The following is a 26,982-nucleotide window of genomic DNA, read 5'->3' as shown; positions in this document are numbered from 1 at the left end:
ACCATGCCCACGATTCTCCCAGCCGCCCCTACCAGGACATGGTTATTCTGTCGGCGTTTTAAGAATTAGGGCCTGTCATTTCTGACCCACGCACCTAGGGATACAACGCCGCCGGTGACAGGCCGGGCCTGCCCTATGTGGAAACCGCTATGTGGAAACTGCGGGGAGCTCCGGCTCCGAGCTCCCCGCAGTTGGGCCGCTCTGCCCCACGATCACCGCGAGCACGCCAAGTCCCGCGTGGGCTGCCAGGACGGCGGGCAGGGAGCTGATCTGGGCTGGCGGACAGCTTGGCAGGTCCGCGGACAGCCTGGCTGCCAAAGCTTCTGCCTCAGCCGGATTCCCGAAGTGGTGGACGGCGAGGCGGGCCTGGCCGCGAGGGCGCGACGCGGCGTCCGCGGCGGCCAGCTCCTCGAGCCGGGCGACGGCCTTTGCAGCCGATCTGACCTTTTCCAGCGGCACGATCTTTCCGTCGTCGACGGCAAGGATGGGTTTGATGGCGAACATGGTCCCCAGCAGCGACGCGGCCGCGCCGATCCGCCCGCCCCGGCGGAGCTGTTCAAGGCTGGGCACGTAGAAATAGACCTTGGTTCGCGCGAACTGCTCCGCCGCCGCGGCGGCTACTGCTGTGGCGTCACGCCCTTCGGCGGCTGCTGCAACCGCTGCCTGCACACCCATGCCCAGGGCCATGCCCACAGTACCGGAGTCGAGGATTTCCACGGGGATGGTCACCCGGCTGGCCGCCAGCCGGGCCGCATCCGCGGTCCCGGACAAGCCACCGGAAATATGGATGGAGACCACGCTTTCGTAGCCCAGGCGTTCGGCGGCCAGGAAGACCTGTTCAAACTGTCCGGGTGACGGGCGGGACGTCTTGACCGACGTTCCACTGGCGAGTGCCAGCGCAATGGTTTCGGTGATGTCGTCTTCGCCCTCGCCGTAGATTTCCGCGCCCACCATAACAGGCATCGGGATGACAGTCAGGCGTCCGTCCCCTGCACAGGCATGCACCCAGTCGGCCGGCAGAGCTGAGGCAGAATCGGTCACCACCGCGGTACGGACGACGACGGCGGGCGCCGCCGGGGCTGCCGGCAGTGGCGTGCCCTGGCGCGGCGCGGGACGGAGGGCAGCCAGTCGCTCCCGAAGCCAGAGCCACGCAGCGGCGTCACGGTCGGGCAAGGGGCGCCTCCTGGTTTAGGGCCGGCCGCCGGTTGGGCCCGGCGGCCGGTGCCCCGGACTAGGCCGGGACGATGTTGACCAGTTTAGGCGCTCGCACGATCACCGTGCGGATGCCACGGCCGTCGAGCGCGCGCTGGACGTTTTCGCTGGCCAGCGCCAGTTCCCGCAGTTCGTCTTCGCCGATCCCGGGCGAGACTTCGAGGCGGTCACGGACCTTGCCCTGGACCTGGACCACCGCGGTGACCGTCTCCTGGACCAGCAGCGCTTCGTCGTGCACCGGCCAGCCGGCGTTCGCCACGGAAGCCGGGTGACCCAGGACGTTCCACATGTCCTCCGCGGTGTACGGCGCGAAGAGGCTCAGGATGACGGCGACGGCTTCCGCCGCCTCCCGGACGGCAGGATCCGCCCCGCCGGCGCCGGCGGCTGCATCTATGGTTTTGCGTGTTGCGTTGACCAGCTCCATCAGCTTGGCCACTACCACGTTGAACTTGTTGGTGTCCAGCAGCGCGGCGGCGTCCGCGATGGTGCGGTGCGTGACGGAGCGCAAGGCACGGTCACCGGCGGTCACATCGGCGCCAGGCTCGCTGGTGACGTCCTGCGCCAGGCGCCAGGCACGGGCCAGGAACTTTGCGGAGCCCGAAGGCGAAACGTCCGCCCAGTCGACGTCGTCCTCCGGCGGGGACGCGAAGATCATGGTCAAACGAACGGCGTCCACGCCGTACTTGTCCAGCTGCTCACTGAGGTCAACGCCGTTGCCCAGCGACTTACTCATGGCTTTGCCCCCGTTGAGGACCTGGCCCTGGTTCAGCAGCGCGCTGAAGGGTTCGTCGGCGTCGATCATGCCGAGGTCATGGATGACCTTGGTAAAGAAGCGGGCGTACAGCAGGTGCAGGATGGCGTGCTCCACGCCGCCCACATACTGCCCCACGGGCATCCACTCGTTGATCTTCGCCGGGTCGAACGGACCCTCGGTGTACTGCGGCGAGACAAACCGCAGGAAGTACCAGGACGAGTCCACAAACGTGTCCATGGTGTCGGTATCGCGCTTTGCCGGCCCATGGCAGTTGGGGCACTCAACGTTGACCCACGCCTCGGCGGCGGCCAGCGGTGACGTGCCCTTCGGGGACAGGTCCTCGCCACGCAGGTCCGCCGGCAGCCTGACGGGCAGCTGCTCGTCGGGGACGGGAACCTCGCCGCAGGCAGGGCAGTGGATGATCGGGATAGGCGTGCCCCAGAAACGCTGGCGGCTCAGCAGCCAGTCACGCAGGCGGAAGTTCACGAACTTCTCGCCGGTGCCCTGCTTCGCCAGGATGTCAATGGCAGCCGGGATCGCCTCTGCCTTCGGCAATCCATCAAGAACGCCCGAGTTGATGAGTGTGCCCTCCCCCGAGGTGGCCTTGCCGGAAACCGCGGGATCGTCCTCGCCCGTATCCAGCACGGCGCGGACGGAAAGGTCGAACGTCTTGGCGAAATCGAGGTCGCGCTGGTCGTGCGCGGGGACGGCCATGATGGCGCCGGTGCCGTAGTCCGCCAGGACGTAGTCTGCTGCCCAGACCGGCAGTTTTTCGCCGTTCAACGGGTTGACCGCGTAGCGGCCGGTGAAGATGCCCGTCTTTTCGCGTTCGGTGGACTGGCGTTCGATTTCGGTGAGTGCCTTGACCTGTTCGCGGTAGGCGTCCAAGGCCGCGGCGTGCTCCTCGGTGACGAGTTCGACGGCGATCGGCGCGTCGGCTGCGACAACAAAGAACGTGGCGCCGTACAGCGTGTCCGGGCGGGTGGTGAAGACGGTGACGTCCTTGGCGGGCTTGCCGCCGACGGCCTCGATCACAAAGTTGACGTGGGCACCTTCGGAGCGGCCGATCCAGTTCTTCTGCATCGCCAGAACCCGCTCGGGCCAGTGGCCGCGCAGCTCGTCCATGTCATCGAGCAGCCGGTCAGCGTACTCGGTGATCTTGAAGTACCACTGGTTCAGGGACTTCTTGGTGACGGGGGTGCCGCAGCGTTCGCAGGCACCGTTGACCACCTGTTCATTGGCCAAGACGGTCTGGTCCTTGGGGCACCAGTTGACCGGGGAGTCCTTGCGGTATGCCAGGCCCCGCTCGTAGAAGCGCTTGAACAGCCACTGGGTCCAGCGGTAGTACTCGGGGTCCGAGGTGTGCACCCGCCGGGACCAGTCCGCAGAGATCGCGTACCGCTTGAACGACGCAGCCTGGGTGTCGATATTGGCGTAGGTCCACTCGCTCGGGTGGGCATTGCGCTTGATGGCGGCGTTTTCCGCCGGCAGGCCGAAGGAGTCCCAGCCGATCGGGTGCAGGACGTCGAAGCCCTTTTGCCGCAGGTACCGGGCCACAACATCGCCCATGGCAAAAGCCTCGGCGTGGCCCATGTGCAGGTCACCTGAGGGGTACGGGAACATGTCCAGCACGTAGCGGCGCTCGCGGGAACCATCATCCACAGGCGTGAAAACCTTAAGGTCTTCCCACACCTGCGGCCACTTGGCCTCCATCGCCGCGAAGCTGTAGGCACCCTCTTCGGGTGCTACCGCTGCCACTGCTGCTGTTCCGGTCTCTGTCTCCGGCTGAACGCTCACTGCTGCCCTCTTCTGTTCTGTTGTGGCATCGGTGCTGCCACAACGGTCTGATCCCCTCTGCTGCCGGCCCGGAAACATGCCCGGACACACAAAAGCCCCTCTCCATGGAGGGGCAGCCGCGCGGCAATCCGGTTGTTTCCGGACACCGGGCGGCTAGCTAAGCAGAAGGATCTCACGCATAGGACTACTTTAGCCTACCCACTGCAGGTGGGCAGGCCCAGGCTGAAGGCCCCCGGCAGGGCGCTGCCCGGCCCGCGTGTACTTGGGCGGGCAGCCGGCTGCCACTGATATGTGGGAAGGGTTGTCAAGGGGCAGTGATGAGCGGCTCCCAACTTCTTTGGTGGGGGCCCGCTGGTTGGGGTGCCGTCCGGGTGTGGCGGTCGTGCTGGCGAGTCGTGTATTCGACTGGCAGTGTCAGACTGATATTCGCGGGTTGGGATACCGCATGACGATTGTTCGGCTGGGACGTATCGCTGTCTAAAATCGAGCGTCAACGGTTGGGCCCGTTTGCTCATAGAGGCGTCTCGAGTTGGTCCCAAAGTGCTGCCACGTCACGTCCGCCATGTGCCCGGACGGCACGTTCCTTTACCCCCCTTTACGCCGCGTTCATGCGTTCTCCCTGCTGCAGGGGCGCGGCCAGAGACCAGCACCATCCGGCGAGTTCCCTGGCGATCGCGGTGTTGGCCGTGACGGACCTTTTCTTGCGGGCTTCGAATACTTCCCATTTGTGGTGGAGCCGGTGATTGCCTTCCAGCGCGCGGATCCGGGTGGCCGGGGCGACAAGGTCCAGCTGGCGCAGCAGCCGTTCCCCGGGCCGGGAGTAGGGGCGCTGATGCTGCCAGGCTGCCTCGATGAGGAGTTTGCGGGCGTATTTGCTGCCCGCTTTCGTGATGGGTCCCTGGTGCCGGGATTGGCCCGAGGACTGCTCGCTGGGCACCAGCCCCAGGTAGGAGCCGATGGAGGAGCCGGTGAAGCGGGTCCAGTCCCCGATCTCCACGGCGAGTCCGAACCCGGTCGTGGTCTGGATGCCGCGCAGGCACATCAGTGCGTCGATCACCTGCGTGTACTGGCAGTCCTTGGCAATCGCCGCGACGCGCTGGTCAATGCGCTTCAGCTGCGCTGCGAGCAGTTCGGCCTGCTCCACATCGGTCTCGTAGGTGAACTGCAACACCGGGGAGTCAAAATGCTGCCGGTGCAGCCACAGCACATGTTCCTTCGTCCACTTGCTGTCCTTCGGGTACCTGATGCCATGCCGGAGCAGGATCGCGTTCACCCGCTGGCGGGCATGGGCGAGATTCCTTGCCGCCGTGGCCCGCAGCCGGGACAGGTCCCGCAGGTCTTCCTGATCCCGTGTCGGGACCCGCACCTGCGTGATCTGACCAAGGGCGAGCATCTCGGCGAGCAGGCGGGCGTCGCGCTTGTCCGTTTTGACCTTGTCGCCCGGGGCGCGGAGTAGCTTCGAGGACGCCGCGACCACGCAGTCGATGCCGGCCTCGCGCAGGTACCGGGCCAGGACGTATCCGGTGGGGCCGGATTCATACACCGCCTTCACCGGGGGTTCGCGGCGGCGGATCCACTCCAGCACCACCGCCGGGTCGGAGTCCAATTTCGCCTGCACCAGCTCGCCGGTATCCGGGCTCAGCGCGCAAGCAACAACAGAAATCGCGTGAACATCGAGCCCGATGAAAGTATGCTCAAACATAGCCGGGACCTCCCAAAACTCACATGTGGCACTACCATTGCAACGCTCCACGGGCCAACAATCCAAGAGCACCGTCCATGGCAACCCACCGACCCTGTGACACAGAAGGCCCCGGCCTTCACGTCACCGTCCTCGCCTCTTCCCCTGCCCGTCCGGACAAAGGCCGATTCCGCCGGGCCACAGGCCCCGCAGCGCCGCCCCGACACGAGGGACACGCGTCATATCAGGCCGGCGCTGCGCGGCCGCCCGGCGACAATGGGCCCGATCCGGACGGGCAGGGACTGAACGCCCCTCACTTCATATCGTCTAAACCGGGCGCAGGGGCGCGTGCGGGTGGGCGACGGCCCCGAGGATTTCTCCAGTTCCAGACCGGCGAGATCCTCGTAGCCAGGGCCACAGCACCGTCGAAGCGGACAGTGCCGACGGGCCCATTAGGTACCCCTGAGCCCTTCGCCAAAGAAACCCCTAGTGAGCGGTGGCTCAGGGGGTAGATCCCACCCTAGCCATGGGGGGGAAATCGGCACACAGTATTGTCAAGTCTGTGGGGAAACTAGACGGTCTCAGGTCGAGGAGCCTGATATGTATTCTTGGCGTTTATGTCCCGCACAACGTTGTGAAGGACTGCAATACTTTCACGCCTGCAAAGAACCAGCGAGACTCTAGCCATGTTTGGCTGGGTTACCCGGTTCAGCATGCAGTTCCGAATCTTGGTTCTCGCCCTTGCGGCGGGCCTTATTACTTTTGGCATCGTGAACGTTCCACATATGGCCGTGGACACCATGCCGGAGTTCGCCCCCGCGCAGGTAGAGATCCAAACTGAGGCCCTAGGCCTCTCCGCGGTTGAAGTTGAGCAGCTTATCACCGCACCGATGGAGGCAGACCTCCTCAATGGGGTCGCCTGGCTGGACGAGATCCGCTCGAAATCCGTCCCGGGGCTGTCGTCCATCGAACTGGTCTTCGAGCCCGGCACGGACCTCCTGCGCGCACGCCAGTTGGTCGCGGAAAGAATGACGCAGGCGCACGCGCTGCCTAACGTCTCATCGCCGCCGCTCATTATGCAGCCCATGTCCTCCACCAGCCGCGTGCTGATGGTCAGGATGGACTCCAAGGAGCTCTCCGGCATTGAGATGTCGGTCCTGGCCAGATGGAAAATCAAACCGCGGCTGATTGGTATCCCGGGCGTGGCGAACGTGTCCATCTGGGGCCAACGCGAACAACAGCTGCAGGTTGAGGTCACTCCGACGCAACTGCGCGACAAAGGCATTACCCTTGAGCAGCTTGTTAAGACCACAGGTAACGCGGTCTGGGTTTCACCGTTGAGCTTCCTGGAGGCTTCGACGCCCGGGACCGGCGGTTTCGTGGAGTCGCCCAACCAGCGCCTTGGCATCCAGCACGTCCTTCCCATCCGCACGCCGGCCGACCTGGCCAAGGTCAGCGTGGAGGAGACGGACCCGCAGTTGCTCCTGGGCGACATTGCCCAGGTCAAGGAAGACCACCAGCCGCTGATCGGTGACGCCGTTGTCGGGGCGGACGCTGGCCTGATGCTGGTGATCGAGAAGTTCCCCGGCACCAGCGCCCTGGAGGTCACCCGTGATGTTGAGGCGGCCCTCAAGGACATGGAGCCGGGCCTCACGGGGGTCCAGATCGATACCTCCGTCTTCCGGCCTGCGACCGGTGTTCAGGACTCCGTCAACGGCCTCGGCCTGGCGCTCCTGATCAGCCTGCTGATTGCGGTAGCACTGTTTTGGCTGCTGTTCCGGTCGTGGCGGGTCGCCGTGATCGCACTCGTGGCCATCGCCGCTACCGTCACGACGGCGTCGGTGGTGCTGTTCGCCCAAAACGCAACACTCAACGTCACCGTCCTGATGGGAGTTCTACTAGGCACGTCCGTGATCGTGGGCGACATCGTGGAAGAAATCCAAGCCCACCGACGACAGCGCGCCGTCCGCGAGGCGACGGACGCCGAGGCTACCCCGAGGTCGCGCAGCAGCTACATTGTCCGCGGGGTCCGCACACCGCTGTTACACGCATCGCTGATGATGGTGGTTGTCCTCATTCCGACGCTCTTCGTGACTGGAGTAGGCGCCTCGTTCCTTTCGCCGCTTTTCTGGTCGTTGGCGCTGACGCTGGCCGCCGCCCTGATCGTAGGCTTGTCCGTCACACCGGTATTGGCGTTTTTCCTCCTTCCGTCCAAGACCGCGACCGACAGGGAACTTCCCGCCGTCGGACGTGGGAAGGCGTACTACGACCGAGCACTGGGCGGGGTCAACTCCCGGAAGCCCCTGGCGATCGTGGCCATCGTGGTCGTGGGGATCTTTGGCGTCGCTGCCGGCTCGCAACTGGCAGGAAACCGGCCCCTCGTTCCCGCCATGCCCGACAGGACCCTGTTGGTGCAGTGGGACACCATGGCCGGGACTTCCAATGACGAAGTCCGGAGGATCGCTGCCCTGGCCTCCGATGAACTCAGGGCGCTCCCGGGAATTTCGGGAGTCGGCGGGCATGTGGGACGCGCCATCTCTGCGGATCAAGTGGTCGGCAACAGCTCTGCTGAGCTGTGGGTGTCGATCGCACGGGACGCCAACTTCGGCGAAACGGAGCAGGCGGTACGGGACGTGGTCCAGGGTTACCCGGGCATCGCGCACAACGTGCTGAACTACTCGCAACAGACCGTCGGCGACATGCGCTCCAGCCTGGAACCGGGCTTCGCGGTCCGGGTCTACGGAACGGAAATGCCGGTGCTGCGTGAAAAGGCAGAAGAGGTCCGCCAGGCCCTTCAGAAGATTGACGGTGTGAACAACCCGACCATCGACGCTGCTGCCATGACCCCGATCGTAGAGGTCCAGGTCAACCTCGAAGCTGCCCAAAAGTTCGGCATCAAGCCCGGTGACGCGAGGCGCGCCGCTGCGACACTTATGCAGGGCATCGTCGTCGGGAACCTCTTTGAGGAGCAGAAGGTGTTCGAAGTGGTTGTTCGCGGCGCGGTTGGCGTCCGGGATGACCTGACCAGCATCCGTGAGCTGCTCCTTGACGCTCCTAATGGCGGCCACGTCCAACTGGGCCAGGTCGCCGACGTTCGCATGGTCCCCAGCGAAGTTGTTATCCAGCACGATGACACCTCGCGGCGAATCGACGTTGTGGCTGACGTCAGCGGACGCCCGCTGGCAGATATCCAGCGGGACATCGAGGCGGCCATCCAACAAATCCAGTTCCCGCTCGAATACCACGCCGAGATCCCCACGAAATACAGCCAGATGCAGGCCGCAGACACCCTGGTTCATGGACTCGGAATCGCGGCCATCCTGGCTGTGCTGCTTCTGCTTCAGACTGCAGTGCGGAGCTGGAAGCTTGCCCTCGCCGTCTTCCTGACGCTTCCCGCCGCGATGGCGGGAGCAGCGGTCGCCGCATGGTTCGGGGCGGAGTCTCTGTCCTGGCTGTCGCTGACTGCGTTTGCGGCCGTGGTGGCCATCGCTGCACGTAATGCGGCGCTCCTGTCCGCGCGTGTTGACGAACTCTGGCGGGAATCCGAACAGATGTCACGCACTGACGTGGTCATGACGGCGGCCCGGGACCGGATATCGCCGATCCTGAAATCCGCCCTCATTACGTTCCTCGTGCTGATACCGCCCGCGTTCCTCGGCGGCACGGTAGGCCAGACCCTAATCGTGCCCATGCTGCTGATCATTGCCGGCGGGCTCGTGACCACAACGCTCGTGGGGCTGTTTGTGCTCCCGCTGCTCACGCTCTGGTTCGGTCCCCGCACCGAGCCGGAAGAGTGGTCAGAGGTCTACGAATCGGAAGTTCCAGTCACCCCCGTTATGCCCGAAAAGGTGGAAGTATCATGACCAGCAAAAGGACCCTGGGGCGCCTGCCCGTGGCGGCCGCTGTCTGTGCAGCACTGCTGTTTTCACTGCCCGCCTGTGCGCAACCCGCAGCCCTGGCAGAATCCGTTTCTGAAGCGCCTGCCACGGTGGAAAAGAATGCCACCACCGGCATTGCACGCATCACACTGAGCCAGCGGGCTATTGAACGGCTGGAGCTGCAAACTGACACGGTCAAACCGGGTCCAGGGGGCGCAGGCCTCCTGTTCCCTTACGCAGCGCTGCTGTACGACCCGCAGGGGAATACCTGGGTCTACATCAACGCCGAGCCACGGGTGTATGAGCGCCAGTCCGTCACCGTGACCAAAATCGAAGCGGGAGCGGTCACGGCCAGCATCGGCCCAGCCGTGGGAACGCCAGTGGTAACTGTAGCCGCGGCTGAGTTGTTCGGCGCAGAGTTCGTTACGGGCAAATGACATGCGCCGGATAGTCGCGGCAAGCCTAAGGTTCAGATCGATCATCATTGCGATGGCGGCGGCGCTGATGATGGTGGGCGGCGCCCAGCTCAGCAGTGCCTCGGTGGACGTGTTCCCTGAATTTGCGCCGCCTAAAGTGGAGGTCCAGACAGCATGCCTGGGACTTACCGCCGCTGAGGTGGAAGAACTCGTTTCGGTTCCTATGGAAGAAGCCTTCAACGGCATCGACGGCCTCCACCACATGCGATCCAAGTCGGTACCGCAGCTGTCTTCGATTGTGATGGAATTCGAGAACGGCACGGATCTGCTCACTGCCCGACAGCTTGTGTCCGAACGGATGGCGACGGTCATTCCGACGCTGCCCACCTGGGCGGCGCCGCCGGTCATGCTGCAGCCCCTGTCCTCGACCAGCCGGGTGATGAAGATCGGATTGTCCTCCGACACCCGGTCCTTGATCGAGATGTCAATGATCTCCTACTGGAACATCAGGGCCCATCTGCTCCGCGTTCCCGGCGTGGCAAACGTGGCAATCTGGGGCGAACGTCTCCAGATGCTTCAGGTCCAGGCTGACCCGGCCAAGCTGGCAGCAAACAAGGTCAGCCTGGAAACCGTCATGAGTACCACCGCCAACGCCCTCGACGCCGGATTGCTCCAGTATTCCTCCGGTGCCATGATCGGCACCGGAGGTTCCCTGGACACACCCAGCCAGACAATCGGGATCAGGCATGTCCAACCCATCGCCACACCTGCGGACCTCGCGAAGGTGGCACTGGAGGATCGTGAGGGACAGCCCCCGCTCCAGCTGGGCGACGTGGCAAATGTGGTGGAGGACCACCAGCAGCTGATCGGTGACGCCGTCATTAACGGCGGACCGGGTCTGATGCTGATCGTGGAAAAACTGCCTTGGGGCAACACCCTCGAAGTGACGCGGGGGGTTGAAGAGGCCATGAAGCAGCTCGAACCCGGCCTGACCGGAATCGCTGTGGACACGGCCATCTTCCGGCCGGCAACCTTCATTGAGGAATCCCTCGACAACCTGGGCGTCGCCCTGCTGCTCGGATGTCTACTGGTCATCCTGGTGTTGAGCGTCTTCCTCTTCCAGTGGCGGACGGCATTGGTCAGCGTGCTGGCCATCCCGTTGTCACTGGTGGCGGCGGCCCTCGTGTTGTATTGGACCGGCGGCACGATCAACACCATGGTGCTTGCGGGGCTGGTGATCGCCGTCGGAGTGGTGGTGGACGATGCCATCATCGACGTCGAGAATATCGTCAGACGGCTCCGGCACCACAGGGCCAGCGGAGCGCCCGGAAGCACCGCCAGGGTGGTGGTCAACGCCTCGCTTGAGGTCCGCGGACCGATTGTGTACGCCACGCTGATCATCGTCGCCGCCACAGTTCCGATCTTCTTCCTGGACGGGCTGACCGGGGCGTTCTTCCGGCCGCTGGCCACCTCATACACCCTCTCGGTAATCGCGTCCATGCTCGTGGCGCTGACGGTCACGCCGGCAATGGCCTACATCGTCCTGCGAAATGCCAAGCTGGAGGACCGGGATCCGCCCGTGGTCAGGGTCCTGAAACGCTGGTACGCCAACGCGCTCCGGCCCATTGTCCGCCGTCCTGTGCCCGGTTACCTGACCCTGGCAGCCGTTGGCGTCGTCGGCATTGTGGCGGCACCGCTGCTGGGCCAATCGTTGCTCCCGTCTTTCAAGGAGCGTGATTTCCTCATGCACTGGCTCACGCAGCCTGGCACGTCCAACGCCGAGGAAGTCCGCGTCAGCCAGTTGGCCTGCAGGGAACTCATGACCATCCCCGGAGTAAACAACTGCGGGTCACACACGGGACAGGCATTCAACGCCGATGAGGTGGTGGGCGTCTACTTCGGCGAGAACTGGATCAGCATTGACCCCGGGGTGGATTATGACGAAACCCTGGCAGCAGTCTCGGCAGTGGTGGACGGGTACCCCGGAATCCAACGGGACGTGCAGACGTACCTCAAGGAACGCATCCGCGAGGTACTCACCGGAACCGGTTATGCCGTCGTTGTCCGTGTGTACGGGGACGATCTGGCGACGCTGCGCCAGGAGGCTGACAAGATCAAGACCATTCTGGGCGGCATTGACGGAGCTATCGGCGCGAAGGTTGCCCTCCAGGCCAACATCCCGCAGATCGATGTGGAGGTGAACCTGGAGGCGGCGAACCGCTACGGGTTGAAACCGGGCGACGTGCGGCGTGCCGCGGCGACCTTCGTTGCCGGTGAAGAGGTCGGCGACATCTACCGGGACGGGAAGGCCTACGACGTCCAGGTGTGGAGCCCGCCGGAGGCCCGGACGAGTGTCACGAACATTGAGAGTCTTCCCCTCGATACGCCGAGCGGGCAAAAGATACGGATGGCTGATGTGGCCACGATTTCGGTCAAGCCCACGCCCAATGTCATTGAGCGTTCGGAGGGGTCCAGGCGCATCGACGTCAGCGCCAACGTCAAGGAAGGCGATCTGGCGAAGGTCGTGGAGAAGCTCAATTCCGGTATGGAATCTGTTCAGTTCCCGGTCGGCTACAGCGCGGTTGTCCTCGGCGAATACGCCGAACGCCAGGCGGCATCCCAACGGCTGCTGCTCTACTCCATTGGCGCGGTCATCGTCGTCTTCCTTCTCCTGCAGGCTGCTTTCAAGAGTTGGCGGTTGGCCACCCTGGCCATCCTGACCCTGCCGGTGGCTCTCGTGGGCGGGGTGATCGCCGCCCACCTCAGCGGCGGAATCCTGTCCCTCGGTTCGCTGGTTGGTTTCCTGACACTCATGGGGATCGCGGCACGCAATGGCATCCTGCTCATCAACCACTGCCAGCACCTGGAGCAGTACGAGGGCATGCCCTTCGGACCTGCGCTGGTGCTTCGGGGGGCTGCAGAGCGCTTGTCGCCGATCCTCATGACCACACTGGCTACTGCCTTGGCCCTGGTGCCGCTGGTGGTGATGGGGAACATCCCGGGCCACGAGATCGAGCATCCCATGGCCGTGGTGATCCTGGGCGGGCTGGTCACGTCAACGCTGGTCAACCTGTTCATCGTCCCTTCGCTGTACCTGCGGTTCGCCAAGCGCGGCCGCCGGCACGGGGCACACGAGCTGGAACCCGCGCCTGCGGTTTAGCAGATCCCACGAGTATGAAAGGCACGTGAGATGGCTTTTCGAGCACATCGTTTTACGGCATACGGGTCCGCATCGCTGCTGGCCTTCGGATCGCTGCCGGTGGTGTCGGCACCCACGGCGGCTGCCGCACCGCCGTCCCCGGAACTCTGCGGGCCAGGGTCCGCGATCAATTTTGACCGTTCGGATTTCCAGGCAACGCCCCGGATCGCTAACAAGTGGTTCCCGCTGAAGCCCGGTATGCAGTACACGACGACGGGGACCGTGACCTCTGCCGAAGGGACCAGCACACGCACTGTCGTCCATACAGTCACCGGGCTGACCAAGCTAATTGACGGCGTCAAGACCCGTGTCCTGTGGGACCGCGACTACTCGGACGGCGAACTGGTGGAATCCGAGCTGGCCTTCTTTGCGCAGACTGGAAAGGGAACGGTCTGGCTCTTCGGCGAATATCCGGAGGAATACGAAAAGTGCGAGTTCGTTGGTGCGCCCAGCACTTTCATCAGCGGGCTTGCCAAGGCCCAGGCCGGCATCGCCATGCAGGCCAGGCCCCGGACCGGCACGCCGGACTATGTCCAGGCCTATGCACCCAAGGTTGACTTCCTTGACTGCGGGACAGTGTTCCAGAAAAACCAGCACGTCTGCGTCCCGACTGGCTGCTACGACGATGTACTGGTGATCGATGAATACAACCCGCTGGAACCGCCTGAGGCAGGCCACCAGCGGAAGTTCTACTCAGCCGGAACAGGGCTGGTGAAAGTCACCGCCGTCGGCGGTCCCGACCAGGAATTCATGGACCTGGTGAAAGTGAAGAAGCTGGGCGCCGCGCAGTTCGCGGCCGTCAACACCCAAGCGCTGGAACTGGATGAGCGGGCATACTCGGTCAGCAGAAGCGTCTACGCCAAGACGCCGCGGGCCCAACTCGACGGACCCTGACTACAGTGCTGGCGGAGGGTTGGTGACCCTGGGGTCCTGACCCGAACAGACCAGGGAGGGCGGCACTCCTCGGGCCACCCTCCCTCTTCTTTGCTGTCCGGATACCGGTTCGGAGTGCCTAGCGCACGTCCTCGTCAACCCAGTCCATGGATTTGGTGACTGCCTTCCTCCACAGGCGCAGCTGCCGGTCCTGCTCGGCCTGGTCCAGCTTCGGTTCCCACCGCTTGTCCTCGGACCAGTTGGACGAGAGTTCGCCGAGGTCCTTCCAGAAGCCGACGGCGAGGCCGGCTGCGTAGGCGGCGCCCAGCGCGGTGGTTTCCACTACCTTCGGCCGGATCACCGGAACGCCCAGGATGTCCGCCTGGAACTGCATCAGCGCGTCGTTGGCAACCATGCCGCCGTCGACCTTCAGTTCAGTGAGCGGAACGCCGGAATCCGCGTTGACCGCGTCCAGCACCTCGCGGGTCTGGAAGGCTGTGGCCTCCAGCGCCGCCCGGGCGATGTGGTTCTTGTTGACGAACCGGGTCAGGCCCACGATGGCGCCGCGGGCATCCGAACGCCAGTACGGGGCGAAGAGCCCCGAGAAGGCCGGAACAATGTAGACGCCGCCGTTGTCCTCAACGGCCGCCGCCAGCGTTTCCACCTCCGGCGCGCTGCTGATCATGCCCAAATTGTCCCGGAGCCACTGAATCAGGGAACCGGTGACCGCGATGGAGCCTTCCAGCGCATAGTGCGTTGGGGCATCGCCGAGCTTGTACCCGACCGTGGTGAGCAGACCGTTCTTCGAGTGAACAATCTCCTCACCGGTGTTGAAGATCAGGAAACAGCCGGTGCCGTACGTGTTCTTGGCTTCACCGGCCTCGAACGCCGCCTGCCCGAACGTGGCGGCCTGCTGGTCACCCAGGATGCCTGACACGGGAACTTCGCGCAGCAGCTGAGAGGTGTGCACGGTGCCGTAGACCTCCGAGGAGGACTTGATGGCCGGCATCATGCTCAGCGGCACGCCGAAGATGCCCAGGATCTCCTCGTCCCAGGTCAGGGTCTCCAGGTCCATGAACAACGTGCGGGAGGCGTTGGTGACGTCCGTGACGTGCACGCCGCCGTCCACCCCGCCCGTCAGGTTCCAGAGGACCCAGGCGTCGGTGTTGCCGAAGATCAGGTCACCGGCTTCCGCTTTGGCCCGCGCGCCGTCAACGTTGTCCAGGATCCACTTGATCTTTGTCCCTGAGAAATACGTGGCCAGCGGCAGCCCCACCTTCTGCTTGAACCGCTCCGGGCCGCCGTCCTTGGACAGCTCATCCACGATGTCCTGCGTGCGGGTATCCTGCCAGACAATTGCGTTGTAGACGGCCTCGCCGGTGGTCTTGTCCCAGACGACGGCGGTCTCGCGCTGATTGGTAATTCCGACGGCGGCGATATCGTGCCGGGTCAGGTTCGCCTTGGAGAGGGCGGAAGCGATCACCTCGCGGGTGTTGTTCCAGATCTCGGCAGGGTTGTGCTCTACCCAGCCCGCCTGCGGGAAGATCTGCTCGTGCTCCATCTGTCCCGACGAAACTATGTTGCCGCTGTGGTCGAAGATAATGGCGCGGGAGCTGGTAGTGCCCTGGTCGATGGCGATTACGTATTGGTTCATGGTGACGTCCTTGTCTCTATTTTGTGTGTGGGTGTGTTTGAAATGGTTACTAACCGGCGACGGCAGGCATGATCATGGGAACCCAGAACGCCACCAGGCCGGCAAGGCTTCCTCCGACCAACGGCCCTACGACGGGGATCCAGGAGTAGGCCCAGTCACTGGAACCCTTGCCCTTGATGGGCAGGATTGCGTGGGCGATGCGGGGCCCGAGGTCGCGGGCCGGATTAATGGCATAACCCGTGGGTCCACCCAGGGATACGCCGATGCCCACCACGAGCAGTGCCACCGCCAGCGGCCCAAGGCCCGAGGGCGTCCCGCCGAACGTCAGGATGACGAAGACCAGGACAAACGTGCCGATGATTTCCGTGAGCAGGTTCCAGGGCGTGGAGCGGATGGCTGGACCGGTGGAAAACGTCGCCAGCTTGTTGGCTTCCACGGGTTCGGCATCGAAGTGCTGCTTGTAGGCGACCCAGCAAAGGACAGCACCCAGGAAAGCGCCAAGCAGTTCACCACCGAAGTAGGTGAACGTGGACGCGACATCTACCGGGACGTCCGGGGCGTACTCCTTGCTGCCCTTGACGAGTAGGCCCAGCGTGACGGCGGGATTGAGGTGGGCGCCGGATTTGGCGGCAACGAAAACACCCGCGAAGACGGCGATCCCCCACCCCCAGGTCACCATCAGGAACCCGCCGCTGTTGCCTTTCGTGCCCTTAAGGGCCACGTTGGCCACGACGCCGCAACCCAGCAGGGTGAGCATCGCCGTTCCGAAGACTTCGGAAAGAAAAACAATTCCAAGAGACATCATTGACTCCTCTATTTTCTGTTTTCGGTCCTTCGCGGGTTGAAGGACCGTTGGGCCGGAGCGCTTTGACGCCCCGGCTGCAGCCTGGTCTGCCTAGACGACCAGGCTGTGGATCTGTACGCGGTGGAATCGCTCCAGTACTTCCCGCGCATGCTTGATCTCGTCCGTCTTGGCTGTGGCATCCCAGCCCAGCGGGGCGGACAGGACGTCCGCAACCTCGACAAGAAGTTCTCCGGTGACAAGTCCACGGAAGGCGAGCGACGTACGCCTGACCAGGACATCGATGAGGTGCCCGATCTGCTCGTTCCGGGCCATGAACTCCAGCTCCCGGACGCTGAGTTCACGGGTGGAACGGAGCAGCCTGTCCGGGCCGGCATCAAGGTAGCCGACTACGTCGGCTGCCCTCGTGCCGTAGCGCGTCAGCAGGACGGCGGTGCGGTCAGCGTCCCTGCCGGCGCCCATATGCGCCTTGATCCATTTCTGGATTCCGGCGTCATCCTCGGGGAAGCCGGCGCCGCCTCCGATGGCGAGTTTCGCCGTCGAGACCTTCCGTTCCATTCCCAACTCGGCAAGCACATCATTTGCCATGTGCTCGGCCAGTGCCCGGAAAGTGGTCCACTTACCACCCACCAGGCTGAGTTCGACGGCGGTTCCTGCGCCGGGTGCCCCGGCAGCGGGGGTGCGCCGTTCAATCCGGTAGTCGCGCGAGACAAACCCCGGCTGGGTGGCGTCGTGGCGTGGCAGCGGCCGGACGCCGGAGAACGTGTAGACGATCTGGTCACGCTGCACGGTGATGTCCGGGAAGACGTGGCCGATCAGGTTGAAGAAGTACTCGATCTCCTCATCCGTGCACACTGCGTCCTGCGTCATGTCGGCAAGGACATCAGTGGTTCCCACCAGGACCCGGTCGCCCATGGGATAGATGAGGACGATCCGGCCGTCCGTGTGCTCAAAGAAGATCTCCCGGCCTTTGCAGGCCTCGAGCAGGACCGGGTGGTCCAGAACAATGTGCGATCCCTTCGTGCCGCCCATAAAGGCCGACGCCGCCCCCATGGCTTCGTTGGTCAGGTCCACCCAGGCGCCGGTGGTGTTGACGATGACGTCCGCGGTGAAATCAAACAGCTCGCCAGTCAGTTCGTCGCGGAGCTGCACCGTGGTGCCGGACTGTGTGGGCGCGGTTCCTGCACCAGTGGTTCCGTCGCCAGTGAATGCTGCGCCGCCAACACCGCCGAGCGAATGAAGTGAGAGATAGTTGCTCGCCCGGGCTGTTGAGCTTCCCGGTCCGCCGCTGCCCTGCCCGGCCTTTTCGCCATCCTGGAGCACATCGAGCGTGAGCCGCTCGGGGTTGTGGACCGAGGCGTCGAAGTAGGTGGCTGCGTATTTGATTCCGGGGTGCAGCTGCGGCAGCTCGGCGAGGGCCCGCTTGCGTCCGCGAAACTGGTGGCGTGGCACGGAGCCGCCGTCCCGGGAGAACGAGTCGTACATGCTCAGTCCCAGTTTGATCAGGAAGGCGCCGCGCTCTTTGGGCTTGCCCTGCTGTTTGTGCGTGAGGAACCGCAACGGTGCGGACAGGACGCCGGAAAAGGTGCTGAAGATCGGGATGGTGGTCTGGAGGGGCTTCACATAGTGCGGTGCGATCCGCAGGAGGCGGTTGCGTTCCACCACGGATTCCCGGACGAGGCGGAATTCCCCGTTTTCCAGGTAGCGGATGCCGCCATGAATCATGTGGGAGGACGCACCGCTGGCACCCTGGCAGTAATCGCCACGCTCCACCAGGGCCACGTCCACTCCCTGCAGGGCGAGGTCCCGGAAGGTTCCCACGCCGTTGATGCCACCACCGATGATCAATACCTTGGCGTACGGACGATTCCGCAGACCCTGCACCGATGCGCGCGGCACGGTGCTGTGGGCGGGCCTGGCTCCGCTGTGGCCGAATGTATCTTTGAGTCCCAACACTGCTCCTTGGGTTTATTGGCGTGCGGGCATCCGCCGGATGCACCGCCGTTCTTCAACTATTGTTTGGAGTAATGGAAAATGGAGTCAAGCACTATGCACAAACGTGCAGAATGGAGTCGGAATGACGCCTTCCCGGCACTCAGATGCGCTGCGGGCTGCACAGATGTATTACCTCCAGGACCTGACCATGGACGCGATCGCCCGGGAACTGCGGACGTCCCGGTCCACGGTTTCCCGGCTTCTGTCGGCCGCCAGGGACACGGGCCTGGTCCAGATCCAGATCCGCAACCCGCTGGATACGGGTCCCGAGCTCGAAAGCATGATCCGTCGCGAGTACAACGTAGACGTGCACGTTGTTCCGGTGCTGGAGTCATTGAACGAGGCGGAAACCCTGGACCGCGTGGCTATTCAGGCTGCCCGCACCATCGGCCCGCTGGTGGACTCCAATGCGATCATCGGCGTCGCGTGGGGTTCAACGCTCAGTGCGGTCAGCAGGCACCTCACGCGCAAGATCACGCACGATACCGTGGTGGTCCAGTTGAACGGCGCCGGCAACATGCACACCACCGGTATCACCTATGCGAGTGACATCATGCGCCGCTTCGGCAGTGCCTACGGCGCCCGCGTGGAGCAGTTCCCTGTTCCCGCATTCTTCGACCATGCAGCCACCAAAACCGCCATGTGGAATGAGCGCAGCGTGCAGCGCATCCTGGACTTGCAGGCCCGGATGAGCATCGCCATCTTCGGCGTTGGATCGGTGCACGCCGACTACCCGAGCCACGTCTACGCGGGTGGCTACCTGGATGAAAGCGACCTCACGATGCTGGCCCATTCAGATGTGGTGGGAGACGTTGCCACGGTCTTTTTCCGGCGTGACGGATCCTCTGACGGCATCGTCCTGAACGAACGCTCCACGGGTCCGGCGCTCTCCCAGCTGCGCCAGGTCCGGCGTCGGATCTGCGTGGTCTCCGGCGCATCCAAGATCAATGGTCTGCGGGGCGCCCTCTCCGCTGGCCTAGCCACCGACCTGATCCTGGATGAAGCCACCGCGCGCCGCCTGGTGGGCTTTGGCGGTGTCGCCTGGCCCAATGGGTAAAGTCAATGCTATGAAAACCTCACCCCGGCTCAGCCTCAACAACGGTGTGCTGATCGACCAGTTGGGATTCGGGCTGTACAAAGTTCCGGCAGCGGAAGCATCCGGCCTGGTGGCCACGGCCCTCGGCACCGGATACCGCCACTTTGACACGGCAGCCATGTACGGCAACGAAACCGGCGTGGCACGGGGGCTTGGCCCCGCCATGGATGTCGAAAGCCGAAGCGGCGGCTCCGGGGAGTCCTCGCCCGGCCTGCGGCGCGAGGACGTCTTCATCACCACGAAGGTCTGGAACGATGACCAGGGATACGACGCAACCCTCCGTGCCTTCGATACCTCCATGGTCAACCTCGGCCTGGACTACGTGGACATGTACCTGATCCACTGGCCCTGCGCCAAGCGGGATCTGTTCACCGACACCTACCGCGCCCTCGAAACGCTCTACCGCGAAGGCAAAGTCCGGGCCATCGGTGTCTGCAACTTCCAGCCCGCGCACCTGGACCGTCTGCTCGAGAGTGCCGAAGTGGTGCCCGCCGTGAACCAGATTGAACTGCACCCTTGGCTCCAGCAGGCCGAACTCAGGGACAAACACCACACCCTGGGCATCCGGACGGAAGCCTGGAGCCCCCTGGGGCGCGGACACGTACTGTCGGATCCCGTGGTCCTGGCCCTGGCCGCCGAACACGGCAGGACAGCGGCCCAGATCATTCTTCGGTGGCACATCCAGCTGGGGAACATCGCCATTCCGAAGGCAAGCTCCGAATCGCGGATCAGGGAAAACCTGGACGTCTTTGGCTTTGAACTTTCAGACCGCGACATGGCAGCCCTTGCCGAGCTTGACCGCGGTCAGCGCACGGGATCCCACCCCGACAACGTCAACTAGGACCGAGGGTCATGAAAACCGCCGATCAACAGCCATCCCCTGCGCCCTCCTTCTTCAGCGCCGGGCTGGCGGCCCGCACCCGGGCCGCCGACATCGTGATTAACGGCACCGCCGTGGCGTACTGGACCTACGAACCCGTCCAGGCCTCACCTGATAGCCGCACCATCCTGGTCATCCACGGTTTCCGCGGCGATCACCACGGCCTGCTCCGCGTGGCAGACCAGTTGCCGGAAATGCGCATCATCATGCCGGATCTGCCAGGGTTCGGCAGCTCCGCCGCGTTCGCCTCCGGGAAACATTCGGTGGAGCAGTACGGCACCTTTGTCACCGACTTTATGGCGGCGCTCGGCCTCGGCCCGGACACCGTGCTGCTGGGGCACTCCTTCGGCTCGATCGTCGCCGCCCATTGTGTCGCAACCCACCCGGGCACCGTCACACCGCTGATCCTGATCAATCCGATCGCCGCGCCCGCCCTGGAAGGCCCCAAGGGGATCATGACCAAGCTGGCTGTCCTCTACTACCGGCTGGCGGCCCGGCTCCCCCGCCCGCTGGGACTGGTCCTGCTGCGCAGCCCGCTGATCGTCAGGGTAATGAGCGAGGCCATGGCCAAGACGGCCGACAAAGAGCTGCGCCGCTTCATCCACGGCCAGCACCATGCCTACTTCAGCGCGTTCGCTAACCGGGAAAGCCTCCTCGAATCGTTCACGGCGTCGGTCAGCGCCCATGTTGCCGAGGTTGCCGGGAAGCTGAACCTGCCGGTGCTCCTGGTCGCCGGCGAAAAAGACGAGATTGCCACCCTGCCGGACCAGCACCGCCTCGCCGCGCTCCTCCCCGACGGCGTCCTCAAAGTCATTCCCGGCGTCGGCCACCTGATCCACTACGAAACGCCCGGCCCCGCCGCCGGCTTCATCCGCAGCTTCCTTAAGGACCACCCCGCGTGAAGATTGTCATCGATGCACGATTCACCCGGACCGACCATCACGACGGCATCAGCCGATACGGAGCCAGCCTCATCGCCGCCACGGCGAAGTTGGCCGACGTTTCCATGCTCATCAGCGACACGCGCCAACTGGCGCTGCTCCCGGATGTTCCGTACACGTTGGTCAACAGCCCGTTGTCCCCGCGGGAGCTGTTCGTGGCCCGCAGGATCAACCCGCTCGGCGCCGATGTTGTGGTGTGCCCCATGCAGACCATGGGCAGCTGGGGGCGCAAGTACGGCCTGGTCCTGACCCTGCACGACCTCATCTACTACGAGCACCCCGCTCCCCCGGGATTCCTGCCGGCACCCGTCCGCGTGCTCTGGCGGCTCTACCACAAAGCGTTCTGGCCGCAACGCGTCCTCCTCAACCGGGCGGACACCGTGGCCACCATCAGCCGGACCACGGAAGCGCTGATGGCCAAGTACCGGCTCACCAAAAGGCCGGTGCGGATCATCAGCAACGCCCCGCAGCCCGCCCAGGAACCGCGCGACCCTGCCACCGGGGCGGACCATTCGCTGGTGTACATGGGCTCGTTTATGCCCTACAAAAACGTTGAAACAATGGTGGCCGGCATGTCCGAGCTGCCTGATTTCACCCTGCACCTGCTGAGCAGGATCACCGCCGAGCGCCGGGCCGAGCTGGAGATCATGGTGCCGCCGGCTGCCACGGTGGTCTTCCACAACGGGGTCACCGATGACGAATATGCCGTCCTGCTCAAACGTGCCACCGCGCTGGTGAGCCTCTCCCGCGCCGAAGGCTACGGTCTTCCGCTGGTGGAGGCCATGGCCCTCGGCACGCCGGTCATCGCCAGCGACATCCCGATTTTCCGCGAGGTGGGCGGCGACGCGGCAACCTACGTTGATCCCGCATCACCGGCAGAGTTCGCCGCGGCCGTGCAGAAACTGCGGGACGACGCTCACTGGCAACAGGTGTCCCGCCGTTCCGTGGCACGTGCGCAGGAGTTCAGCTGGGACGAATCCGCGCAGCAGCTGGTGGACGTGGCCCACGACATCATGGCGCGGCGCAGCCGCTGACTGACGCCGCCAAAGGAAGCCGCTAGAGGACGTCCACACCGTCCAGCCTGACCTGGACCGGTTCCGTGCTCCTCTTGGCGGCGGCCGCAGCCTTTGTTGCACGCAACACGCGGGTGACAGTGGCTGCCTGCCCGTACGCAAAGAACAGCAGGGTCCGCGCGTCCTCCCCAGCCCCCGCGGCACCCCCGGCACCCCCGGCGGCCCCTGGACCGGTGAGGACAAGTGGCGCCGGGCCTGCGGTCCGCAGCGCCACTCCGGCGGCGGCCAGCTCCTTCTCCACGGTCCCGGAAAAATGTACGACGGCGGCCCGTGGGCCGGTGACCGAGGCAATCCTGACCGCCGGCGGCAGCTGGAGTTCCATCCGGAGTTCCAGCTCGCGCCGGGCGTACCCGGCCGGGTCCCACCGCAGCAGCGCGCCAACAGCAACACTTTCCGTCGCGGTGATGACCACCAGCCCGCCGTCGGACGCCGGGCGTACCAGGGCTGCGGCGTTGAACCAGCGGCGCACGGTGTCCTCCCCGGCGCGGAGGTTCTCCCGGCGGAGCAGGGAGTCGCCGTCGAGGAGCAGCGCCGCAGCGTAACCGCCCTCCGCTACGGGTTCGGCCCCGACGGTGGCCACCACCAAGGCCTTAGCGCTGCCAACACCGGCTTTGATGTTGCCGCCCGAGGACGTAATGACGGCTTTTCCGGGGAACGCCCTGCCCAGCTCTTCGGCTGTGCGCAGGACGCCGGTGGCGCCCTTTCGGAGCTTGTGCCCCGTGCAATGGGCACACTGCCACTCCGGTGCCGGCGTGGAACACCAGCGGCACTGCGGGATCGCAGAGCTGCCGCTGGCTCCGGCCAGGGCAAGCGGACCCTGGCAGGCCTGGCAGCGGGCGGGTTCGCGGCACGTCTCACAGACGAGCGACGGCGCGTAGCCGGCGCGGGCCACCTGCACCAGGACGGGCCCACGTTCCAGTCCTTCCTTGGCGGCGCGCCAGGCGGCACCGGGAAGCCTGGCAACCAGTGCCAGGGGATCGCGCTCCTGCTCGAAGCTGTCCGCTGTGTTCAGTACCCGGGGCACGGTCCGTCGTGCAAACGCCCGATCGGCCTCTACGGGCATGGCCCAGCCGGCCTCCACCAGCCGCTGAAGTTCCGTGCTCCTGGCATGACCCGCCATCAGGCAGGCGGTGCCTTCCTGGTCCGCGCGCAGCAACAGCACGTCGCGGGCATGGGCGTACGGGGCACGCTGTTCGATGTGAAGGTCATCGCCGTCGTCCCAGCAGGCAACAAAGCCCAGATCCTGAACCGGGGCAAACGCTGCAGAACGCGTGCCGATGGCTACGCGCGCGGACCCGGCCAGGAGGCGCAGGAAGTTCCGGTAGCGGGGGGTGGGCCCGTCGTCTGATGTCAGGCGGGCAATATCCTCGGCAGGCAGCACCTCCAGGAGCGCCATTTCGAGCTGGTCCAGGTCCCGGTAGTCCGGCACCACCACCACGGCGCCGCGGCCGGAGGCACGGACTGCTGCCACGGCCGTTGCTATCAGGTGCGGCCATGCTGCCGGGCCGAATCCCTGGAGCGCGTTGAAGACCGCCCGTGGAGATCCGCCGTCCCGCAGGTGGCGGACAAATGCCGGGCCGTTGCGGTACCCGGTCCAGTCTGCTTCAGTCCCGGCGGGGATGTCCGGGCCGGTCGAGGCCCCGGCGTCGGCGAGCGGATCCGGTGCCGCAGGCTCTGCTTCGGGGGGCGAGAGGAAGTCCTTCTCGAGCCTCGCCATGCGCGGAGGCACCGCAACGCGAAGCACGTCACTGACGGTCCCCGCATACCGGGCCGCGACGGCGGACACCAGGTCCCGGACAGCCGGCGTCAGGACGACGACGGGAGAGACCACCTTCTGCAGGGGCACCAGGGTGTGGCCGGCGTCGGATTCTTCAGTCCGTTCAATGATGAACCCGGACAGGTCCTGGCCGTTGAAGCTGACCTTTACCCGGACGCCGGCCTGTGCGGCCCCGTCCAGTTCGGCCGGCACGCTGTAGTCGAAGGGCCGGTCCAGATGCGGCAGCGGCGTCTCCACGAGGACTCTGGCCACCGGAAGGTGCGCCGCCAGCGGGGGCCCGGACGGCCTGGCCTTCGCCGGGAAGCCCTGCAGCAGCGACAACTGGACGGCGCCGGGAGGGACAGACTCATCAGAGGCCATGGCGGACTGGCCTACGCGTTGAAGAAGGCCTTCAGGTCCTCCACCCGGTCCAGGCGCTCCCAAGTGAAGTCGGGATCGTCACGGCCGAAGTGACCGTGCGCCGCCGTCTTGGCGTAGATGGGGCGCTTGAGGTCCAGGGCGTCGATGATGGCACGCGGGCGGAGGTCGAAGATCTCTGCGATGGCGGCGCTGATCCTGGCCGGGTCCACCGTCTCGGTGCCGAAGGTCTCGACATACGTGCCCACGGGACGGGCCTGGCCGATGGCGTAGGCAATCTGGATCTCGGCACGCTTTGCCAGTCCGGCCGCCACGACGTTCTTGGCAACCCAGCGCATCGCGTAGGCCGCGGAACGGTCCACCTTGGACGGGTCCTTGCCCGAGAAGGCACCGCCGCCGTGGCGGGCCATGCCGCCGTACGTATCGACAATGATCTTGCGCCCGGTCAGGCCGGCATCACCGACGGGCCCGCCGATGACAAACTCGCCTGCCGGGTTCAGGATGTTGGCAGCCCGGGAAATGTCCAGGTTGGCTGAAGCTAAAACGGGCTCAATGACGAAGGAGGCGAGGTCCGCGCGCAGGCGGTCCAGGCTAGTGCCTGCGGCGTGCTGGCTGGAGATGACGACGGTTTCCACGGAAACCGGCACGTCCTTGTCGTAGCCGATGGTGACCTGGGTCTTGCCGTCGGGGCGGAGGTAGGACAGTTCGCCGGACTTGCGCACCTCGGTGAGGCGTTCGGACAGGCGGTGCGCGATCCAGATCGGCACCGGCATGTAGGACGGGGTTTCGTCGCTCGCGTACCCGAACATCAGGCCCTGGTCGCCGGCACCTTGGAGGTCGTAGTCGTCCTCCTGGCGGCCTTCGCGGGCTTCGAGGGAGTTGAAGACACCCCCGGCGATGTCGTTGGACTGCTGTCCGATGGAGACGGAGACGCCGCAGCGGGCACCATCAAACCCGTTGGCTGAGGAGTCGTAGCCGATGCCGAGGATGGTTTCCCGGACGATCTGCGGAATTTCGACGTAGGCGTCGGTAGTGACCTCACCGGCTACATGGACCAGGCCGGTGGTGGCCATGGTCTCCACGGCGACGCGGGACTCGGGATCCGCGGCGAGAAGTGCATCCAGGATGGCGTCACTGATCTGGTCGCAGATCTTGTCCGGGTGGCCTTCAGTGACCGACTCGGACGTGAAGAGCCGGAGGGCGGAGGGCGTGGCCCCGTGGGCGTGGGGAATGTGCAGCGGTAAAGTCACTCAACTACCTTACTGGTTGGGAATCGGACGTCCGGCGGCGTGTGTCCCCGTGCTAAGGAAACGGTGCGTGGCTTTCGGTCAGGCGCGTGGCGAAACGTGGCTCAGCTCATAGCCGATCCGCGTGATGACGGCGGCCGAAACCTCTGTTTTGGTTCCGGCGGCCAGTTGTGGTTCGGCGCCGGAGCGGGCAAGGATGACTACCGAGTTGCTGTCCTGGCCAAAGACCTTGTCCGATCCCACATGGTTGACCACCAGGAGATCGCAGCCCTTGCGCTTGAGCTTTGCCTCCGCGTAGGTCAGGACGTCGCCTTGGCCGTCACCGGTCTCTGCTGCGAAGCCCACTATCAGTTGGCTGCGGCGGCTGGCCTGGTTTTCGGGAGCGTGGTCCCGGACCTCGACCAGTTCCTGGAGGATGTCCGGGTTCCGGACCAGGGAAATGACGGGGTCAGCGGTGTCATCACGTTTTTTGATCTTCGTGCCGGAGATCTCCGCTGGGCGGAAGTCCGCCACGGCCGCAGCCATGATCACGACGTCGGAATCCGCCGCGGCTGCCAGCATGGCCTCGCGCAACTCCAGGGCGGTCTCAACGGTCACCACGTCGACCCCGGCCGGCGCCGGGACCTCCATATGGGCGGCGACCAGGCGAACCGTGGCACCCGCGTTGCGGGCGGCGACGGCCAGCGCCACGCCCTGTTTACCAGAGGACCGGTTGCCCAGGAAACGGACGGGGTCCAGCGGTTCCCGGGTTCCGCCTGCACTGACTGTGACGGTCCGCCCGGCCAGCGGAAGCTGGTAATCGGACTGACCCTGGGCAAGTGCCATGGCGGCGTCGAAGATTGCTTCGGGCTCAGGCAGGCGGCCGGGACCGGAGTCCGTGCCGGTGAGCCGGCCGCTGGCCGGTTCGAGGACCGCGACGCCCCTGCTTCGCAGCGTTTCAACGTTGGCGCGGGTGGCGGCGTGCTGCCACATCTCCGTGTGCATGGCGGGGGCAAAGAGTACCGGGCCGCTGGCCATGAGCAGCGTGTTGGTGAGGAGGTCGTTGGCCTGTCCGGTGGCCGCGCGCGCCAGCAGGTCCGCGGTCGCGGGCGCCACCACAATGAGGTCCGCCTCATGGCCAAGCCTGACGTGGTTGACCTGGTGCACGTCGTCGAAGACGCTGTTGCTGACCGGGTTCCCGGACAGTGCCTCCCACGTGGCGACACCCACAAAGCGGGTGGCTGCCTCAGTGGGAATCACCGTGACATTGTGGCCGGCTTCAGTAAAAAGCCGGAGGAGCGATGCGACCTTGTAGGCCGCAATCCCTCCCCCGACTCCGAGGACTATGCGCACGTGACCTCCGTCAACAGG

Annotated in this window: 17 protein-coding genes; 8 read left to right on the top strand and 9 right to left on the bottom strand. The window is 65.0% G+C overall.

The window, feature by feature from the left end; translation table 11 throughout:
- Positions 1 to 147: 147 nt before the first annotated feature.
- The 3 genes from NG696_RS02515 to NG696_RS02505 all read right to left on the bottom strand — a co-directional run bounded on the left by NG696_RS02515 (position 148) and on the right by NG696_RS02505 (position 5,465).
- On the bottom strand, positions 148 to 1,173 hold the full coding sequence (locus NG696_RS02515; RefSeq protein WP_252565481.1) for a DegV family protein: 1,026 nt from the start codon (positions 1,171 to 1,173) through the stop codon (positions 148 to 150).
- Between the two features lie 58 nt (positions 1,174 to 1,231).
- On the bottom strand, positions 1,232 to 3,763 hold the full coding sequence (gene leuS, locus NG696_RS02510; RefSeq protein ID WP_252565483.1) for a leucine--tRNA ligase: 2,532 nt from the start codon (positions 3,761 to 3,763) through the stop codon (positions 1,232 to 1,234).
- A gap of 595 nt (positions 3,764 to 4,358) precedes the next feature.
- The gene (locus NG696_RS02505) at positions 4,359 to 5,465 is read right to left on the bottom strand and encodes an IS110 family RNA-guided transposase (RefSeq protein WP_252573835.1); all 1,107 of its coding nucleotides are present in this window, start codon (positions 5,463 to 5,465) and stop codon (positions 4,359 to 4,361) included.
- A 665-nt stretch (positions 5,466 to 6,130) separates the two neighbouring features.
- Between NG696_RS02505 and NG696_RS02500 the strand changes: the two genes are divergently transcribed.
- The 4 genes from NG696_RS02500 to NG696_RS02485 are packed head-to-tail and all read left to right on the top strand — an operon-like array spanning position 6,131 to position 13,831.
- Positions 6,131 to 9,307 (top strand): efflux RND transporter permease subunit, encoded by a 3,177-nt coding sequence (locus tag NG696_RS02500; RefSeq protein WP_252573834.1) that lies wholly within the window; start codon positions 6,131 to 6,133, stop codon positions 9,305 to 9,307.
- Positions 9,304 to 9,759, top strand: a complete 456-nt coding sequence (locus NG696_RS02495; RefSeq protein ID WP_252565485.1) for a hypothetical protein — start codon at positions 9,304 to 9,306, stop codon at positions 9,757 to 9,759. The genes NG696_RS02500 and NG696_RS02495 overlap by 4 nt, the downstream gene beginning before the upstream one ends.
- Position 9,760: 1 nt before the next feature.
- Positions 9,761 to 12,898, top strand: a complete 3,138-nt coding sequence (locus NG696_RS02490) for an efflux RND transporter permease subunit (protein WP_256471886.1) — start codon at positions 9,761 to 9,763, stop codon at positions 12,896 to 12,898.
- Positions 12,899 to 12,928: 30 nt separating this feature from the next.
- Positions 12,929 to 13,831, top strand: a complete 903-nt coding sequence (locus tag NG696_RS02485) for a hypothetical protein (protein WP_252573831.1) — start codon at positions 12,929 to 12,931, stop codon at positions 13,829 to 13,831.
- 118 nt (positions 13,832 to 13,949) lie between these two features.
- Here NG696_RS02485 and glpK read toward each other — a convergent pair whose 3' ends face one another.
- The 3 genes from glpK to NG696_RS02470 all read right to left on the bottom strand — a co-directional run bounded on the left by glpK (position 13,950) and on the right by NG696_RS02470 (position 18,219).
- A complete protein-coding gene (glpK, locus tag NG696_RS02480; protein ID WP_252565491.1) occupies positions 13,950 to 15,464 on the bottom strand; it encodes a glycerol kinase GlpK in 1,515 nt (504 codons plus the stop codon).
- Between the two features lie 49 nt (positions 15,465 to 15,513).
- Positions 15,514 to 16,266, bottom strand: coding sequence for an MIP/aquaporin family protein (locus NG696_RS02475; RefSeq protein ID WP_252565493.1), 753 nt, complete (start codon positions 16,264 to 16,266; stop codon positions 15,514 to 15,516).
- Between the two features lie 93 nt (positions 16,267 to 16,359).
- Positions 16,360 to 18,219: a glycerol-3-phosphate dehydrogenase/oxidase gene (locus NG696_RS02470; protein WP_374208659.1), complete on the bottom strand. Its 1,860-nt coding sequence runs from the start codon at positions 18,217 to 18,219 to the stop codon at positions 16,360 to 16,362.
- Positions 18,220 to 18,343: 124 nt separating this feature from the next.
- On the opposite strand from NG696_RS02470, the gene NG696_RS02465 reads away from it, so the two are divergent.
- From NG696_RS02465 to NG696_RS02450, 4 genes are read left to right on the top strand one after another with little or no spacing between them, the layout of a single operon-like run.
- On the top strand, positions 18,344 to 19,318 hold the full coding sequence (locus NG696_RS02465) for a sugar-binding transcriptional regulator (RefSeq protein WP_252565495.1): 975 nt from the start codon (positions 18,344 to 18,346) through the stop codon (positions 19,316 to 19,318).
- Between the two features lie 10 nt (positions 19,319 to 19,328).
- The gene (locus NG696_RS02460; protein WP_252573829.1) at positions 19,329 to 20,198 is read left to right on the top strand and encodes an aldo/keto reductase; all 870 of its coding nucleotides are present in this window, start codon (positions 19,329 to 19,331) and stop codon (positions 20,196 to 20,198) included.
- An 11-nt stretch (positions 20,199 to 20,209) separates the two neighbouring features.
- Positions 20,210 to 21,139 carry an alpha/beta fold hydrolase gene (locus NG696_RS02455; protein ID WP_252565498.1) on the top strand — a complete coding sequence of 310 codons (930 nt, stop codon included), beginning with the start codon at positions 20,210 to 20,212 and terminating at the stop codon, positions 21,137 to 21,139.
- A complete protein-coding gene (locus NG696_RS02450) occupies positions 21,136 to 22,212 on the top strand; it encodes a glycosyltransferase family 4 protein (protein ID WP_252565499.1) in 1,077 nt (358 codons plus the stop codon). Before NG696_RS02455 ends, NG696_RS02450 begins: the two co-directional genes overlap by 4 nt.
- A gap of 22 nt (positions 22,213 to 22,234) precedes the next feature.
- On the opposite strand, the gene NG696_RS02445 is transcribed toward NG696_RS02450, so the two are convergent.
- The 3 genes from NG696_RS02445 to coaBC form a co-directional block, all read right to left on the bottom strand.
- Positions 22,235 to 24,388, bottom strand: a complete 2,154-nt coding sequence (locus tag NG696_RS02445; RefSeq protein WP_252573827.1) for a primosomal protein N' — start codon at positions 24,386 to 24,388, stop codon at positions 22,235 to 22,237.
- An 11-nt stretch (positions 24,389 to 24,399) separates the two neighbouring features.
- A complete protein-coding gene (gene metK, locus NG696_RS02440; RefSeq protein WP_252565503.1) occupies positions 24,400 to 25,635 on the bottom strand; it encodes a methionine adenosyltransferase in 1,236 nt (411 codons plus the stop codon).
- Between the two features lie 78 nt (positions 25,636 to 25,713).
- A complete protein-coding gene (coaBC, locus tag NG696_RS02435; protein WP_252565505.1) occupies positions 25,714 to 26,964 on the bottom strand; it encodes a bifunctional phosphopantothenoylcysteine decarboxylase/phosphopantothenate--cysteine ligase CoaBC in 1,251 nt (416 codons plus the stop codon).
- Positions 26,965 to 26,982 lie beyond the last annotated feature (18 nt).

This window comes from Pseudarthrobacter cellobiosi, from assembly GCF_023913755.1.
GTDB lineage: Bacteria > Actinomycetota > Actinomycetes > Actinomycetales > Micrococcaceae > Arthrobacter > Arthrobacter cellobiosi.
This window is presented reverse-complemented; position numbering and strand designations above follow the sequence as displayed.

What these genes read in the sequence shown, in the direction of transcription:
- NG696_RS02460 (WP_252573829.1), top strand. Translation starts at nt 19,329, where the DNA reads ATGAAAACCTCACCCCGGCTCAGCCTCAACAACGGTGTGCTGATCGAC.
- NG696_RS02490 (WP_256471886.1), top strand. Translation starts at nt 9,761, where the DNA reads ATGCGCCGGATAGTCGCGGCAAGCCTAAGGTTCAGATCGATCATCATT.
- NG696_RS02465 (WP_252565495.1), top strand. Translation starts at nt 18,344, where the DNA reads ATGACGCCTTCCCGGCACTCAGATGCGCTGCGGGCTGCACAGATGTAT.
- glpK (WP_252565491.1), bottom strand. Translation starts at nt 15,464, where the DNA reads ATGAACCAATACGTAATCGCCATCGACCAGGGCACTACCAGCTCCCGC.
- NG696_RS02485 (WP_252573831.1), top strand. Translation starts at nt 12,929, where the DNA reads ATGGCTTTTCGAGCACATCGTTTTACGGCATACGGGTCCGCATCGCTG.
- NG696_RS02475 (WP_252565493.1), bottom strand. Translation starts at nt 16,266, where the DNA reads ATGTCTCTTGGAATTGTTTTTCTTTCCGAAGTCTTCGGAACGGCGATG.
- NG696_RS02455 (WP_252565498.1), top strand. Translation starts at nt 20,210, where the DNA reads ATGAAAACCGCCGATCAACAGCCATCCCCTGCGCCCTCCTTCTTCAGC.
- NG696_RS02505 (WP_252573835.1), bottom strand. Translation starts at nt 5,465, where the DNA reads ATGTTTGAGCATACTTTCATCGGGCTCGATGTTCACGCGATTTCTGTT.
- NG696_RS02495 (WP_252565485.1), top strand. Translation starts at nt 9,304, where the DNA reads ATGACCAGCAAAAGGACCCTGGGGCGCCTGCCCGTGGCGGCCGCTGTC.
- NG696_RS02500 (WP_252573834.1), top strand. Translation starts at nt 6,131, where the DNA reads ATGTTTGGCTGGGTTACCCGGTTCAGCATGCAGTTCCGAATCTTGGTT.
- NG696_RS02445 (WP_252573827.1), bottom strand. Translation starts at nt 24,388, where the DNA reads ATGGCCTCTGATGAGTCTGTCCCTCCCGGCGCCGTCCAGTTGTCGCTG.